Source organism: Pseudomonas cichorii (assembly GCF_003700275.1).
Lineage (GTDB): Bacteria > Pseudomonadota > Gammaproteobacteria > Pseudomonadales > Pseudomonadaceae > Aquipseudomonas > Aquipseudomonas cichorii_B.
This window is the reverse complement of record NZ_RBRE01000048.1, coordinates 19,395-33,108: the sequence shown is the minus strand read 5'-3', so window position 1 is coordinate 33,108 and position 13,714 is coordinate 19,395. Positions and strand designations below refer to the sequence as shown.

Below are 13,714 nucleotides of genomic sequence, written 5' to 3'. Positions count from 1 at the left end.
ATCTGCATGACCTGACGATGACAGCGGACTGATTACTCTGGCTGCAATCCGAATCATGAGATGCCTCCCATGAACAAGCGCATCGAGCTCGAGTTCTCGCGCAAATACACCAAAGAGCACGCCCGGCAATATCTGGAAAAACACCAGGACGGCCTGTCGCGCAAGTTGTCTCATTATCGCGACGAACAACTTGCCAGAAAGGCCCTGCATCTTGCTGGCGACCCTGGACTGGTGCTGGATCTGCCTTGTGGAGCAGGCCGCTTCTGGCCTTTGCTGGCTGAAAAAACCAACCGCTCGATTATTGGCGCCGACAATTCCGCCGATATGCTCAAGACCGCTTTGGACTCTCAGCCTGAGCAAGTGGTCAAACGGGTACAACCTTTGCAAACATCTGCTTTCGCAATTAACCTGCCCGACAATGCGGTAGACAGTATCTTCTGCATGCGTTTATTGCACCATGTTGGACAGGCTGAGCATCGAATGTCTCTATTGCGGGAGTTTCAGCGTGTCACTCGGGACAGTGTGATTGTCTCGCTGTGGGTTGATGGCAATTTCAAGGCCTGGAAACGCAAGCGTCTTGAGTTGCATCGACAGCAAAAAAGTGGGGCCGAAAGTTACCAGAATCGTTTTGTGTTACCTGTTGAAACTGTCGAAGCCGAATTCGAGAGCGCAGGTTTCCGCATTCAGGAGCGTATGGACTTCTTGCCGTTTTATGCCATGTGGCGCGTTTATTTACTGCGTAAAAGGTAATTCGGGATGAGTGCTCAGGCTTTAGGGAAACCGATGCGTATATCCAAAGACAATCGCTTTAGCCACTTCTGGAACCTGCGTGGTGAATGGGTGGAAGAACCCAATGTTCGTCGTGGTGGTGAAAGTGGTGTTCAGCGGATTCACACCACTGAAGGTTCGATGCTTTACAGCAAACGTCAGACAGGGCATACCTATCGTAGCTGGCGTTATCCACTGGGGCGCCCGACCGTCCTGCGTGAGCGTGATGCGATCGAAGGACTGCGCCGTGTCAACGTTGGCGTGCCTGAAATCGTGTTCTGCGGTGCCGAACAGGATGCCAACAACCAGTGGCGCGCCTTGCTGGTGACTGCTGCCCTGGATGGTTTCGAGGATCTCGACCACTGGTACGCCAGTGGCGGGCGCGAGCGTTGCGGCGAGTTGCTGCATGAACAGATGCTCAAGGAAATCGGCACTACTCTGGCGCGCATGCATCTGGCGCGCTGGCAGCACAGTTGCCTGTACAGCAAGCATGTATTCGTCCGGGTGACCGGCGAGGGTGCGCAGTCTCGAGTGGAAGTTGCGTTGCTGGACCTGGAAAAGGGCCGCCGTCGCTGGACCGCTTATGGCGCTGCCCAGCACGACATGAAACAGTTTCGTCGCCATTCGTCGTTCACGACAGCAGACTGGCAAAAGCTCGTCTACTTTTACCATTCAGTGTTTGGCAGCACTATCAAAGGCTTGTAGTGATGAAACTAGAAGTGGCTAGAGGTCTGTTTCTGCTTGGTGCCCTGGCAACGGCAACGGTTGCCGTGGCCGCCTGGGAGCAACCGTCGACAAAGATACTCAGTGCCCAGAACGGCGAAGGGCATTGCCCCTTGCCGCGTGTCGTAAAAAGCTCGCCGAGCATGACGCCCGATCATGATCTGCTGCTTCTGATGTACAGCCTGGTTCAAGGCGGGCCTCGAAGTTGAAGTGACTTTCAACTATCCAAAGCCCCTTCTTGGGGCTTTTTAGTGTGCGGGATCGGGATGTTCAGAGTGTAAGTGCGCAGGCTTGTACCGGGCCGCCAGCAATGTATACACACAAGGCAGCACGAACAGGGTAAACAGCGTTCCCACCGACATTCCCGTCGCAATCACGATTCCGATATCGAAACGGCTGACCGCTCCGGCTCCGGTTGCGAGTATCAAGGGCACCATGCCGAATACCATTGCCGCGGTGGTCATCAGCACCGGCCTCAGACGAATCGCTGCCGCTTCCTCTACTGCTTCGCGAGCCGACAGCCCTTTATCGTGGCGCAACTGATTGGCGAACTCGACGATCAGGATGCCGTGCTTGCTGATTAGGCCGATCAGGGTCACCAGCCCGACCTGAGTGTAGATATTCATGCTCGACAGCCCGAGAAACAACGGAATCAAGGCCCCGCAGATCGACAGCGGCACCGTGACCAGAATCACCAGCGGGTCGCGGAAACTCTCGAACTGGGCAGCCAGCACCAGAAAGATGATCGCCAGTGCCAGGGCAAAGGTCACCCACAGCGCACTGCCTTCCTGAACATACTGGCGTGACGCGCCCGCGTAGTCATAAGCGAATCCGGCCGGAGCTTCTTCACTGGCAATCTGCCGGACAGTTTCAATAGCCTCGCCCATGCTGACGATGGGAAAGCCCTGAATGATTGCCGAATTGAGCTGCTGGAACTGGTTGAGCTGGCGTGGCCTGGCCCGGTCGCTGACAGTGATCAGCGTGGACAGCGCCAACAGCTTGCCTTCGCTGTTCCTGACGTAATAGTTGTTCAACCAGCCTGGATTGTCCCGGTAAGGTCGCTCTACCTGGGCAATCACCTTGTAGCTGCGGCCTTCGATGGTGAAACGGTTGATTTCCGCCTCGGCCAGCAGAGTCGCCAGTGTGCCGCCCAGATCCTGCATGGAAACACCCATCTGCGCCGCCTTGGCACGGTCGATATCGACCACCACCTCAGGCTTGTCGAAGGCCAGATCGATATCCATGAACGCGAACTTGCCGGATTCCACGGCGCGTTTCTTTACGCGTTCGGCGACTTCCAGCAGCGCGGCATAATCGTTCGGGGTGTTGATGACGAACTGAAACGGCAGGCCTTCACCAGTGCCCGGCAGCGAGGGCAGGTTGAAGCCGAAGATCTGCAGGCCCGGAATCTGCGCCAGTCGCGCCTGAACCTGCGGCAGGATTTCCATCTGGGTCCGGCTGCGCTCGTCCCACGGCTTGAGCAGAAAACCACCTACGCCGGTCTGCACACCATTGAAACCGTTGATCTGGAACGACGAGTAGTACTCGGGAAACTCCCGGAATATCTGCACGAACTCGTCAGTGTAAGCGTTGATGTAATCCAGGTTGGTCGGCTGCGGAGAAGTCGCCATCATGAAAATGATGCCCTGGTCTTCGTCCGGCGCCAGATTCGACTGGGTGAACTTGAGCAGCACCGGAATCAGGCACAGCACGATCAGCGCGAACACCAGAACCACCGGACGGGTATCGAGAGTGCCATGCAGCATGCGTCGATAGCGTACTTTCAGGCGCTCGAAAAGCTTGTCGAGTTTGTGCGCCAGCCCACCGCTGTTTTTGTCATGACGCAATAGCAGGGCGCACATCATCGGTGAGAGGGTCAGGGCAACAATCCCGGAAATGATCACCGCACCTGCCAGGGTCAGGGCAAACTCCTTGAACAGGGCGCCCGTCAGGCCCTCCAGAAAGCCTATAGGGGCGTAGACCGCAGCGAGGGTGACGGTCATCGATACCACGGGCATGGCGATTTCCCGGGCACCCTCGATGGCCGCGTCGAACGGCGTCTTGCCTTCTTCGATATGGCGATGAATGTTTTCCACCACGACAATCGCATCGTCCACTACCAGCCCGATCGCCAGCACCATGGCCAGCAAGGTAAGCAGGTTGATCGAATAACCCATCAACTGCATGAAGAACAGGACCCCGATCATCGACAGGGGAATGGTAATGACCGGGATCAGCACAGAGCGCAACGCACCGAGGAACAGGAACACCACCACGATGACGATCAATACCGCTTCGATCAGGGTTTTCACTACTTCATTGATCGAAGCCTGGATGAACAGCGTCGCGTCGTAGGCGATGGATACCTTGAGGCTGGGCGGCAACTGGCTTTCCAGCTCCGGCATGATGCGTCGCACTTCCTTGATCACATCCAGCGGATTGGAACTGGGAGTGCCCTTGATGCCGATATACACCGAAGGAATACCATCGAACGAGCTCACGGCGTTGTAACTCTCGGCGCCCATTTCCACCCGTGCTACATCCCCAAGCAGCACTCGACTGTCGCCATCGGTTTTCAGCGGGATTGCGGCAAAGGCTTCGGCGGACTTCAGGTCGGTGGTGGCGTTGATGCTGGTGACCACATATTCGCCCTTGACCTCGCCCGCCGCTGCCAGGAAGTTATAGCGCCGTACCGCATTGGTGACATCCGCTGCCGTCAGGCCGAAGCCGGCCATGCGTACCGGGTCCAGCCACAGACGCATGGCGAACACCTGGTTACCGAGGATTTCCGCTTCGGCCATGCCCGGCAATGTGGCCAGCTTGGGCTGGATGACCCGTGACAGGTAGTCGGTGATCTGCGGATTGCTCAGTTCGGAGCTGTAGAAGCTGATGTACATCAGCGCCGAAGCGTTGGCGGCCTCCTTGCTCAATACCGGGTCTTCGGCATCCTGCGGCAGCTTGTTCTTGACTTCGTTGGCCTTGGCCAGCAGCTCGGTGAACAGACGGTCGCTGTCGGCACCGATGCGCGCATAGATAGTGATGATCGAGAAGTTCTGGCGGCTGACCGAGGTCATGTAGTCGATGCCTTCGGCACTGGCCAGGCTCTGTTGCAGGGGCTGGGTAATGTAGCCCTGAATGGTTTCGGCATTGGCGCCGGGATACGCCGTGGTCACGGTGATCATGGCGTTTTCCATCTGCGGATACTGGCGGATGGTCAGTTTGCTGAACGCCTGGAAACCCAGCAGCACGATCAACAGGCTGACCACGGTCGCCAGTACCGGGCGGCGAATGAACGGATCGGTAAATGCCATGGGAAATTCCTTGCTCAGTCAGCGCGTGGCTGGCTGTTCGGATCGGCGGGCAGGGTCTTGTCGGCGCTGATGGCTACATGGGTGCCGTTGTCGAGCTTGAGCTGGCCGCCGCTGACCACCTGATCGCCGGCCTTAAGCCCCTTGGCTATGATGACCATCCCGCCGCGACGCTCACCGGTTTCGACGAAGTGCCGTTCGACCGCCAGTTGTTGCTGGCCCTGGGCGTCCTTTTCCGGCTCGCCGCTGGCGTTTTTCTTCGGTACGACGACAAACACCGAATTGCCGTAGAGGGTGTAGGTGATTGCGCTTTCCGGCACCACGATCTGGTTTGGAGCACTGGGCAGCACCACCTGCAGATTGGCGAACATTCCCGGCAGCAATCTGTTTTCAGGGTTGGGCAGGGTGGCGCGAATCAGCACGTTTCGGGTGCTGTCATCGACCTTGGGGTTGATGGCGCTGACCCGTGCTTCAAAAGGTTGTTGCGGGTAGGCCGCGACACTGAGCTGGACGGCCTGACCGATGGCGAGTTTCGGCACGGCCTGCTCGGGCACGTAGAAGTCGACATAGAGGCTGCTCAGATCCTGCAGGGTGGCAATCACGGTGCCACTGGCCAGATAGTCGCCTACATCGACCTGACGAATGCCGATGGTACCGCTGAACGGTGCGAGGATCTGTTTCTTGGCCAGCGAGGCCTTGAGCTGGGCGACGGTTGCCGCGGCTTTTTTCTGTTGCGCGGCGAGCCTGTCGAAATCGCCCCGGGAGATTGCCTGATCGCCTACCAGCCTGCTACCGCGCCCGTACTCAACCTGCGCCAGCCCCAGGTCTGCCTCGGCGGTGCCCAGTTGGCCCTTTTCCACATCGCTGTCCAGTTGCAGCAAGGGCTGGCCAACCCGGACCTTTTGTCCGGACTCGAACTGTACGGCTTTTACCGTACCGGCGATTTCCAGGCTCAGGTCGACGCCCTGCAGGGCCTTGAGGGTGCCAATCGCTGGCAGAAGATTTTGCCAGGGCTGCTCGCGGGCCGTGGCCACAGCGACACTGACCGCTGGTTTGGGAGCGCTGAACTGCTGGATCTGTTGGTAAATGGAGAACGCCTTGTAGCCCGCCAGCATAAGCACTACAAGCAGAACAAAGCCCAGCATGATCAGCATGCGCCGACGCACCATACTGCACTTCCTTGGAGATATTTAACCTGAGAAGCAGGCTAGCTCCACGACCGGATATTGCAACCCGATGTCGTGTGGGACTTTTCCTTTTTTGTTGGCGCGCAGGAGCGGTTTAACCGCGAATGTCACCACGATCTTCTTCGCGAGTGAATTCGTTTACCGAAGGTTTGTATTTATGGATTAGCTGACCAGATGCAAATGGTTGTCCCAGAGCCCGGCCGGCAGGTCCAGAGGCCGGGCCTGCAACTCGGCCTGGCGGCAATCGTAGAAGCGGCAGCGGCCCTGGCCGGAGGTCACCACGAAACCATCGGTCACCGCCCCGACGCCAGCGCAGTCCGGCAGTGGTGCATCAAGCTTCAAGGCCCCGCTGTCCAGGTCCCAGATGAAGAACCGGTTGCCACGCGGGGCAGTCAGGGCCACCAGTCGCAGGTCGCTATGGACCGCGACGCTCGCGGTGTAATGCCCCATCGCCTGTAGCTGTTGCTGCGCTACCGGGAAAGCCTGGAAAGGCTGTCCTGGCCGCTTGATCGCCAGCAACTCGGAGGACTCGTGGGCATCGCCCATGAACTGCTGACCGCAGACAATCGTGCCGTCGCTGGCAATCCCCATGTGACGCACGCTGTTCATCTGCTGGGAAAGGGTTTCCTTGCTCAGCAGCGTACCGTCGCGCTGCATAAGTACCAGGCTGGGTTCCATGGCATGCAGGTTCATCTCGACCCGGCTTTCGGCCTCGGTACGAATACCGCCGTTGGCGACCACCAGCGTCTCGCCGTCCGGCATCCATGACACCTGATGCGGACCAATGCCGTGAGTGGGAATTTCTGCCGAATGCACCAGCCGTTCATCGACAAAACGATAAACGCCCAACAGGCCACGGCCCGCATCGCTGGTGTCGTTTTCCGTGGCGTACAGCCATTCGCCATCGCCATGAATCACGGCATGGCCATAGAAATGCCGGTTGGGTTGTGAGGTGATGGTTTGCAGCAGACGCCCGTCGCGCAGGTCGATCAGGTAGCTTTCGGTGCCGGGCCTGCGGGCGATGAACACAGCCAGCGGCAATGACGGGTGATTGATGATGTCATGGCAGCGCTGGGCGACCCGGGTCGCGAATACCTGCGTGCCGTCGAGCCGGTAAGCCACTGCATAGTGTCCGCCGTCGCCATCGTCACGGGCGGACAGCAGCAGCGGGCTTTTGTCCTTTTGCCGAAACAGTGTCCAGCCGCCCAGCGTACACGCGCTGAGCAGCAGGCTGCCGAGGGCCAGGGCCTGGCGTCGCAACATCATCTACAACCTCTCGATCAATCGCCGTCGTTGGCGTTGAAGCCCAACTGAATACCCAGAGCCTTGGCCAGTTCGCCTTCATGCAGGCGATGCACCACGTTCAGGCTGTCGTAAAACGCATTGAGCTGCTGGCGGCCAGCATCGGAAGCCAGCAGGTCGGCCAGTGGCGGCTTGAGCTCTGACAGCAGTTTGCGGCTGGCAGCGTAGGCCGCGTCGATCTTGTCGGCCAGAGGTTTCTGCTCGGCGGGCAACAAACCACGCAGGCCTTTGTTATCCACACCGGCCCAGACGGCTTCAGCACTGCTCAGGCTCGCTTCCAGGCTGCTGAGCGAAGACTTGCTGCGCCAGGAGTCTGCCTGGAAAGGTTGTGGCGTGCCCTTGGTCTGGCGGCCCAGAGGCGTGCCGAGCTTTTTCTTCAGGCTGTCTAGTGCTGTGACCTGTACGCGCAGTACTTCGGCGATAGCCTCGTGGGAATCTGCGTAGCGAGTGTTGGGAAACTTGCTCAGTTGCGCGAGCATGCCGTCGTTGCTGTTCCAGCGGCTGAGGATTTCTTCGGCGAGGATCTTCTGGCGTTCACCGATGGCCATCAACAGCGGGCAGTAACGGGCTTTCTGCTCGGCGTTGGCCATGTCGATACCGGCATCGAACAGAATGTATTCGTAAGCAGACAGACCCTGAACCACGACGCTGGCCTTGGACAGTTCTTCGGCATTGATCTGCGGCTGGGCGGTGACCAGTTGTTCGACCTGACGTCCGACCAGATTCTTCTTGTCCGGCCAGAACTGTACTTGCCAGGCACGATTGCCCTCGGCCAGCGGCCCGATCAGCAAGGGTTGCAACTCGGCCCAGGTCTTCTGTGCTTTCAGGAAGTCGGCGCGGGCGCTCTCCAGGTCGGTCTTGCCCTGGCAGAAGGCAAGGGCGCTGCTGGCCAGTTGGCGATCGGCATCGACCCAGCGGCTGTAGGTCGGCAGGATCACCTGCTTGGCAATGGCGGCAGAAGTGACGGCCTGAGGATCGGAGGGCGAGCAGGCACCCAGTGCCAGGGCCGCAAGGCTGGTAAACAACAACTTGGGTCGGAACATGTCCGGCTCCTTACTTTAAAGAGAATACTTATAACGAATTCAGGAACGCCAACAGCGCCGCACGCTGCTCGGCATCGAAAGCCAGTACCTGCCGCTGTGCTGCCTGGGCTTCGCCACCGTGCCACAGTATCGCCTCCATCACGTTGCGAGCGCGACCATCATGCAGCAATTGGGTATGGCCGCTGACAGTACCGGTCAGGCCCAGTCCCCACAATGGCGGCGTGCGCCATTCGCGGCCATTGGCCTGAAACTCTGTCCGGTTGTCGGCCAGGCCTTCGCCCATATCGTGCAGCAGCAGGTCGCTGTAGGGACGAATCACCTGATTGGCCAGCTCCGGCTCGGCGGCATCGGCGCGGGTGGTGAATTGTGGCGTGTGGCATTGTTGGCAGCCGGCCTTGAAGAACAGGTTCTTGCCCGCCAGCACTTGTGGGTCAGCCACGTTGCGTCGGGCCGGAACCCCCAGGTTGCGGGTGTAGAACTCCACCAGCCGCAGAATATTGTCGCTGACCTCGGGTTCGCCGGCGGGGCCATTGCCGTTCGGGGCGTTGCGGCAACTGTTTTGCGCAGGAGTGCAGTCATCCTCGGTCTTCAGGCTGGTGGTCAGGCCCATGTCACCGGCGAACGCATGAACATTCTGCTGATTGAGAGTGGGTTGTCCGGCCTTCCAGCCGAAGCGCCCCATGACGACTTTTTGCTGCACATCGTCCCAGACCCAGTTGGCGCGTCCGGAGATGCCATCGTCATTCCTGTCATCCGGATCGGCATTGGCCAGGATCGCAGCTTCGGGGATCGCCTCAAGCAGCCCCAGGCCGATCATGGGCGGTGCAATCCGTGCCGATGCGTGGGTGTCGGGATGCATCGGGCCGTAGCCCAATTGAGTGATGCGCAGGGTCGGCTGGCGCAACTCCACGCTGGTGCCGTCGCGAAAGCGGATGCTCAGGGGATCGTACTCGACCCGCACCTTGCCTTCCGGCGCGACGCCGGGAATTGCCATGTCCTGTAGCTGCACGCCATAAGTCGGCTCGGGCACCACGCCATTGCGCTTGATGATCTCGGCATACGCCGGGCCGTCCGGAATAGAGAGCCTGACCAGCATCGACACCGCATTGCTGTCGCCCGGCTCTGGCGGATGACCACGACCATCCTTGATGTGGCAGTTCTGACAGGCATTGGTATTGAACAGCGGACCCAACCCGTCACGGGCGATGGTGGTTGAGGGCGCGATGACCCAGGGATTGCGGAAGAAACTGTTGCCGACACTGAAGTCCAGCCTGCGCACTGGCGAGAGGTTGGCCGAGGGCATGGAGAAGGCGTTCTGATCGCTTTTCTTTACCGTAGCCGCGCCACCGGAAAGCGCCTCGCCAGGTTCCGCCTCAGTGAAACGCGGCGCGTCATCGCACGCGATCAGGACCAGGGCCGAGAACATAACAAGGGACAGGCGCAGCGGCATACTCATACGAATTCTGCAAAGAGCCAAAAATCAGGGCGAGCAAGCTTATCAGCCTGATGCGCTTTGAATAAGAGGAGTTATCGTTTGCCGGGCTTGAGGCAATGTATTGTTACGAAATGGCAGACGTATGCACTACCTTCTTGCACACATCTCGACATTGGAAACTTCGTGAGCAAAACCCTTTGAAAAAAATGCCAGTCAGCAAAACTGACTGGCATTCGATGTTGCAGGCCCGAATCTTCGGTTACTTCACTGATCAGAAGTCGTGATCGGCGTTGTCCGGGTTCAGGTCGGTGATGCCCAGCTTGCCGGCAGCCTGTTCGATGGCGCCGGTCTGCTTGACCAGAGCCGCGATGGCGTCACGGACTACCTGATTGCCGGCGGTGTTGCCGGCTGCGATCAACTGGTCGAAGTGTTCGCCCTTGTTGGCGTGGTCGACGATCACTTGCAGCTTGGCCTGGGTATCGTCCAGGTCGGCGCGCAGGGTGGCGTCGGCAGCCGGGTCAACCTTGGCGACCAGGGACGAGATGCTCGGGCCGCTGATCTTGCTGCCGTCGGTGCGGGTGTATTCGCCCAGGTAGACGTTGCGGATACCTTTGCCGTTGTAGAAGTGCGAGTTGTGCGTGTTGTCGCTGAAGCAGTCGTGCTCGTCTTCGCTGGAGTTGGCTTCCAGAGCTACTTTCATGCGTTCGCCAGCCAGTTCGCCCAGCGACAGGCTGCCCATGCCGAACAGCATTTTGCGCAAGCCGTTTTCGCCGGACTCCGCTTCCAGAGTGGCACGGTAGTTATCCGCTACACCGGCTTTCCAGTTGCCCGACATTTCTTCCAGGTCGGTGACCAGCAGTTCGGTCACGGCCTTGAGGTAGGCGCGACGACGATCGTTGTGGCCGCCGGTTGCACCGTTACCTTCAAGGTAGTCGCTGGCTGGGCGTGCGCCGGCGCCAGGGCCGGTGCCGTTCAGGTCCTGGCCCCAGAGCAGGAATTCGATGGCGTGGTAGCCAGTGGCAACGTTGGCTTCGGAGCCGCCCAGCTCATTGAGGCTGGCGAGTTTCTCGGCAGTAATTTCCTTGACGTCGACCTTGTCTTCGCCGACCTGGATTTCCGTGTTGGCGATGATGTTGGCGGTAGCGCCCGGGTTGCCCAGTGCGTGCTGGTAATCCTTGGCAACGTAGTCGATCAGGCCTTCGTCCAGGGGCCAGGCGTTAACCTGTCCTTCCCAGTCGTCGATGATGGTGTTGCCGAAGCGGAAGACTTCGCTCTGCATGTAAGGCACGCGGGCGGCAACCCAGGCGTCACGGGCGGCCTTGAGCGTCTGGTCATTCGGCTTGGCCAGGAAGGCATCGACAGCGGTGCTCAGGTTCTTGGCAGCGTTTTCGGCATCGCTGAACACGGCATAGACCATGTTGGCGTAGTTGGCGACCACGGCCTTCGCGGCAGCGTCGTCAGTCTGGGAGGCAGCGGCTGGAGCGGGTGTGGCAGGCGCTGCTGCCGGAGTCACAGGAGCCGCAGCAGGAGCGGGTGCGGCGGCCTTGTCCTTGCCTTCGCCACAACCGGCGAGGGAGATAGCTATGGCCAGCAGACTAGCTGTTGCCAGAGGCATACGAATCATGACGAAATCCTGCGTCTAAGGGAGTTTATGGCGCCGGGCGCCCAGAAAAACTGCGACATAATGCGAAAGATTTGCATTCGGTGTAAAGGCATAAAGCCCTTAAAGTCGTGGACGAGTATTCCACTACTTGTAACTGTCGGTTTCAGGACAACCAGAAACTGATCGCAGGAGCGAATTCATTCGCGAATGAATTCGCTTCTACAACACCTCTGCCTGGCTGCGTTGCGATTGTTTGAGGTAAGGCAGGATTTCACGGGCGGGCAGGGGTTTGCTGTACAGATAGCCCTGACCTTCGTGGCAACCCTCGGAGATGATATAGGCTTCCTGTTCGGTGGTTTCCACGCCTTCGGCAATCACCTGCATGCCGAGGCTTTTACCCAACTGGATGATGGCGCGTACGATGGTCGCGTCGTCATCGTCGTCGATCAGGTCCTGCACGAAACTCTTGTCGATCTTGATCTTGTCCAGCGGCAGACTCTTGAGATAGCTCAGGGACGAATAGCCGGTGCCGAAGTCGTCAATCGCGATCAGCGCCCCGGAGCGGCGCAGGCTGAGCAAGTGCTGGGCGGCGGTGTTGATATCTTCCATCAGACCGGTTTCGGTGACTTCCAGCTCCAGGCTGCGCGGCGGCAGGCGATAGATCTGCAGCAGGTTGTTGACCACCCGTGGCAGTTCCGAGTGGTGCAGTTGCACGGTGGACAGGTTGACCGCCATGCGCAACTCGGTGAAGCCCTGGTCGTGCCATTCGCGTAACTGCCGACAAGCCTGGTCGAGCACCCATTCACCGATGGCGATAATGGTGCCGTTCTGTTCGGCCAGCGGAATGAAGACATCCGGCGGAACCAGACCGTGTTCTGGATGCTGCCAGCGAATCAATGCCTCGACGCCCATCACGCGATGGTCGCGATAGCTGATCTGCGGTTGATAGACCAGATACAGCTGGTTGCGCGGCATGGCTTCGCGCAGGTCTTTTTCCAGCTCGCGACGACGGCGCATTTCGCTGTCGACACTGGCGATATAGAACTGGTAGCGGTTACGCGAGCGCGTCTTGGCCAGGGTCATGGTCTGTTCGGCTTTCTGCAGCAGCTTTTCGGTGCTGTCGCCATCTTCCGGGAACAGCGTGATGCCAATGGTCGCGCGCAGGCGGATTTCCTGTAGATCCAGGGCGAACGGGGCTTCCAGATCATCCAGGATGTTTTGCGCCAGTTCCGCAGCTTCGTAGGGTTGTTCTATATCCGCCTGGACCAGGGCGAACTGATCGCCACCGAGCCGCGCCAGAGCGCCGAGCCGTCCGCTGTGGGCGCGCAACCGATCTGCCAGTGCCAGCAGCAACTGGTCGCCGGTCTGATAGCTGAACTGCTCGTTGATGCCTTTGAAATCATCGAGGCCGACACACAGCACGGCAACGCGGCGTTGCAGGCGCCCGGCGTCGACCAGGATCTTGTCCAGCTGGATCTGCAGTTGCAAGCGATTGGGCAGGCCGGTCAGGAAGTCGTACTGGGCCATGCGTTGCAGACTGTTCTCGGCTTCGTGGCGCAAGTGGGTGTTGCGCTCGATGGAGGCCAGCAATTGATTGGCGGTATTGACCCAGATCCCCAGCTCGTTCTTTTCATGGCCCTTGAGCAGCGGCAATTGATGCTCGCTGGGGCGATCCGGGTTGATGCTGGTCAGGTGCTCGATGATTCTGGACAGCGGTTTGGTCAGCAGCCAGTGATAGACCAGATACAGCACCAGACCCATTGCCAGTGCGCGCAACACGCCGGAAATGAAAATGATCACGGCATTGATGATGAAGCTCTCGCCGTAGTTGGCGGTATCCAGCGTGATGCGCAGGTCGCCGTAGTATTCGCTGTAGGGGCTGCGGCCGACCAGTTGAGTCGTGAAGCTGCGCTCCTGGCCGAGAATGACGTCTGTCAGCCAGCGCGAGGAAGAGTTTTTCAGAGGGCGTTCTTTTTCTGCCAGCAAGGTTTCGTTCGGGTGGCCGATGGAAGCCATGCGCACGGAATTGTCCTGAAACAGGCCCTCGATGACCTGCATGCCCATTTCCCGGTCAAGGCTGTACACCGCCTGGGTCGAAGGATCGCGGAACATGTCGAGGATGCGTTCGGCATCGCTGGCCACGTTCTGGCGTGTCTTGTAGGCATCGAAGACAATTTGCGCGCAACTCAACACAACGCCTACGAGCAGCGCTGACAGCAGTACCACGCGCAGCAACTTAACCGACAAGCTGTGTTTGAGTTCCAGCTTCAAATGGTCATTCCTTAATTCGTGCCGGGAGCGTGCAACCCTACAACCATCGAAAAACCAGCTGTGCCAGCCTGTGT

General features: G+C 59.1%; 10 protein-coding genes. 3 read left to right on the top strand and 7 right to left on the bottom strand.

What is annotated here, in order from left to right; genetic code table 11:
- The first annotated feature begins 69 nt into the window (after positions 1-69).
- From ALQ04_RS13245 to ALQ04_RS13235, 3 genes are read left to right on the top strand one after another with little or no spacing between them, the layout of a single operon-like run.
- A complete protein-coding gene (locus tag ALQ04_RS13245) occupies positions 70-750 on the top strand; it encodes a class I SAM-dependent methyltransferase (RefSeq protein WP_122316210.1) in 681 nt (226 codons plus the stop codon).
- A 6-nt stretch (positions 751-756) separates the two neighbouring features.
- Positions 757-1,473, top strand: coding sequence for a lipopolysaccharide kinase InaA family protein (locus ALQ04_RS13240; protein WP_122316209.1), 717 nt, complete (start codon positions 757-759; stop codon positions 1,471-1,473).
- Between the two features lie 2 nt (positions 1,474-1,475).
- Positions 1,476-1,700 carry a hypothetical protein gene (locus ALQ04_RS13235; RefSeq protein ID WP_122316208.1) on the top strand — a complete coding sequence of 75 codons (225 nt, stop codon included), beginning with the start codon at positions 1,476-1,478 and terminating at the stop codon, positions 1,698-1,700.
- A gap of 39 nt (positions 1,701-1,739) precedes the next feature.
- On the opposite strand, the gene ALQ04_RS13230 is transcribed toward ALQ04_RS13235, so the two are convergent.
- From ALQ04_RS13230 to ALQ04_RS13200, 7 genes are all read right to left on the bottom strand, one after another.
- Positions 1,740-4,802, bottom strand: a complete 3,063-nt coding sequence (locus tag ALQ04_RS13230; RefSeq protein WP_122316207.1) for a multidrug efflux RND transporter permease subunit — start codon at positions 4,800-4,802, stop codon at positions 1,740-1,742.
- Between the two features lie 14 nt (positions 4,803-4,816).
- Complete coding sequence (locus ALQ04_RS13225) at positions 4,817-5,968, bottom strand: efflux RND transporter periplasmic adaptor subunit (RefSeq protein WP_122316206.1); 1,152 nt, start codon at positions 5,966-5,968, stop codon at positions 4,817-4,819.
- A 180-nt stretch (positions 5,969-6,148) separates the two neighbouring features.
- Complete coding sequence (locus ALQ04_RS13220) at positions 6,149-7,249, bottom strand: DUF1513 domain-containing protein (protein WP_122316224.1); 1,101 nt, start codon at positions 7,247-7,249, stop codon at positions 6,149-6,151.
- Between the two features lie 17 nt (positions 7,250-7,266).
- A complete protein-coding gene (locus tag ALQ04_RS13215; protein WP_122316205.1) occupies positions 7,267-8,331 on the bottom strand; it encodes an imelysin family protein in 1,065 nt (354 codons plus the stop codon).
- Positions 8,332-8,359: 28 nt separating this feature from the next.
- Positions 8,360-9,787, bottom strand: a complete 1,428-nt coding sequence (locus ALQ04_RS13210) for a di-heme oxidoredictase family protein (protein WP_122316204.1) — start codon at positions 9,785-9,787, stop codon at positions 8,360-8,362.
- Between the two features lie 250 nt (positions 9,788-10,037).
- Positions 10,038-11,390: an imelysin family protein gene (locus ALQ04_RS13205; protein ID WP_122316203.1), complete on the bottom strand. Its 1,353-nt coding sequence runs from the start codon at positions 11,388-11,390 to the stop codon at positions 10,038-10,040.
- Between the two features lie 198 nt (positions 11,391-11,588).
- Positions 11,589-13,640 carry a bifunctional diguanylate cyclase/phosphodiesterase gene (locus ALQ04_RS13200; RefSeq protein ID WP_122316202.1) on the bottom strand — a complete coding sequence of 684 codons (2,052 nt, stop codon included), beginning with the start codon at positions 13,638-13,640 and terminating at the stop codon, positions 11,589-11,591.
- Positions 13,641-13,714 lie beyond the last annotated feature (74 nt).

Excerpts from the sequence above, each read along its gene's own strand:
- ALQ04_RS13245 (WP_122316210.1), top strand. The coding sequence starts at position 70 with ATGAACAAGCGCATCGAGCTCGAGTTCTCGCGCAAATACACCAAAGAG.
- ALQ04_RS13240 (WP_122316209.1), top strand. The coding sequence starts at position 757 with ATGAGTGCTCAGGCTTTAGGGAAACCGATGCGTATATCCAAAGACAAT.
- ALQ04_RS13235 (WP_122316208.1), top strand. The coding sequence starts at position 1,476 with ATGAAACTAGAAGTGGCTAGAGGTCTGTTTCTGCTTGGTGCCCTGGCA.
- ALQ04_RS13230 (WP_122316207.1), bottom strand. The coding sequence starts at position 4,802 with ATGGCATTTACCGATCCGTTCATTCGCCGCCCGGTACTGGCGACCGTG.
- ALQ04_RS13225 (WP_122316206.1), bottom strand. The coding sequence starts at position 5,968 with ATGGTGCGTCGGCGCATGCTGATCATGCTGGGCTTTGTTCTGCTTGTA.
- ALQ04_RS13220 (WP_122316224.1), bottom strand. The coding sequence starts at position 7,249 with ATGTTGCGACGCCAGGCCCTGGCCCTCGGCAGCCTGCTGCTCAGCGCG.
- ALQ04_RS13215 (WP_122316205.1), bottom strand. The coding sequence starts at position 8,331 with ATGTTCCGACCCAAGTTGTTGTTTACCAGCCTTGCGGCCCTGGCACTG.
- ALQ04_RS13210 (WP_122316204.1), bottom strand. The coding sequence starts at position 9,787 with ATGAGTATGCCGCTGCGCCTGTCCCTTGTTATGTTCTCGGCCCTGGTC.
- ALQ04_RS13205 (WP_122316203.1), bottom strand. The coding sequence starts at position 11,390 with ATGATTCGTATGCCTCTGGCAACAGCTAGTCTGCTGGCCATAGCTATC.